This is a genomic window from Synechococcus sp. H60.2, assembly GCF_047462315.1.
Taxonomy (GTDB): Bacteria; Cyanobacteriota; Cyanobacteriia; order Thermostichales; family Thermostichaceae; genus Thermostichus.
Genome location: NZ_JANSIZ010000145.1, coordinates 1 through 1,129 on the forward strand (window position 1 = coordinate 1; position 1,129 = coordinate 1,129).

2 protein-coding genes are annotated in these 1,129 nt (G+C 57.0%); one reads left to right on the forward strand and one right to left on the reverse strand.

What is annotated here, in order from left to right; translation table 11 throughout:
- Positions 1 to 269: 269 nt before the first annotated feature.
- Positions 270 to 815: a cob(I)yrinic acid a,c-diamide adenosyltransferase gene (locus tag NW845_RS12780; protein WP_414378803.1), complete on the forward strand. Its 546-nt coding sequence runs from the start codon at positions 270 to 272 to the stop codon at positions 813 to 815.
- A gap of 129 nt (positions 816 to 944) precedes the next feature.
- On the opposite strand, the gene NW845_RS12785 is transcribed toward NW845_RS12780, so the two are convergent.
- Positions 945 to 1,129: hypothetical protein (locus NW845_RS12785; RefSeq protein WP_414378804.1), on the reverse strand; the 185-nt coding region annotated here is incomplete at its 5' end.

Here is a 1,129-nt window from a genome sequence, read left to right on the forward strand (position 1 = left end):
CCTCACCCTCACCCAGATCAAAACCCTGGAAGAAGTCTTCTATAAACAGCTCCTCTCCCAGCACCACCAGCGCATCCAGTACCCCGTACCAGCCCCAGCCCCAGCAGTAACTAACTAACCACGCCACCAAGCGACCACCCCTTCCATAAAGCTGTCCTAAACATATGACGAGCGGCCGGGTACGCTCCCCAACCTTATCCCAGACTTCTTCTTAAGATCTGTTCTGGCATAAGGCCGTTTGGAATGGGGGATGGGCGTACCTTTGAGTCATGAAGCTCTACACGCGTGGTGGGGACGCAGGAGAGACGAGTCTACTGGGGCCGGGAAGGGTTTCTAAGGCTGACCTGCGCGTCGAAGCCTATGGGAGCCTGGACGAGCTCAACGCGTATATCGGCCTTATAGCCCTGGAAGCCCCCGAATCGCATCAGCCCCTCCTGCGAAAGGTTCAAGAATGGCTTTTCACGCTGGGCTCGCACCTGGCGGCCGGTCGCACCGAAAAGTCTGTGCCCCTGCCGGCTTTTCCCGAAGATAGCATTACGATGCTGGAGCGAAGCATTGATGAAATGATGGAGTTTGTGCCGCCCATGCGGTATTTTATTTTGCCGGGCAGCTGCCTATCGGAGGCGCATGTGCAGATAACCCGGACGGTGTGTCGGCGGGCAGAGCGGCGCGTAGTGGCGCTCCATGAAGCAGAGCCGGTGCCTGCGATATTCCTCGCTTTTCTCAACCGGCTTTCGGACTGGCTTTTTGCATATGGGCGGTACCTGACGCATCAGCTGGGGGTGGCGGAAATACCCTGGCGGCCAGAGAAATAGGATCTTTCTGCGGGCGCAAGCACGATGGCCGACTAATACCAACTTCGGTCATATACGCTCTTTTCGGCTGGCGGCCAGCTACAAACTCCTCCTTTGACTTATACCAATCTGATTCAAATAAGATCTTAATCATTTGGGTAAAGCCCGGAAAGCCTCCCGGATATACGCCCACCCCACCAGCGTGGAAAGCCGACCCTCCGCCTCTAACCACCGGAGCACCTCCTCCACCGCCGCCTCCTTCGCCTCTACACTCCCATACATCCGCCCCTCCACATACCGCCGAACTTCCTCAAACACCCGCTCCACCAGATTCA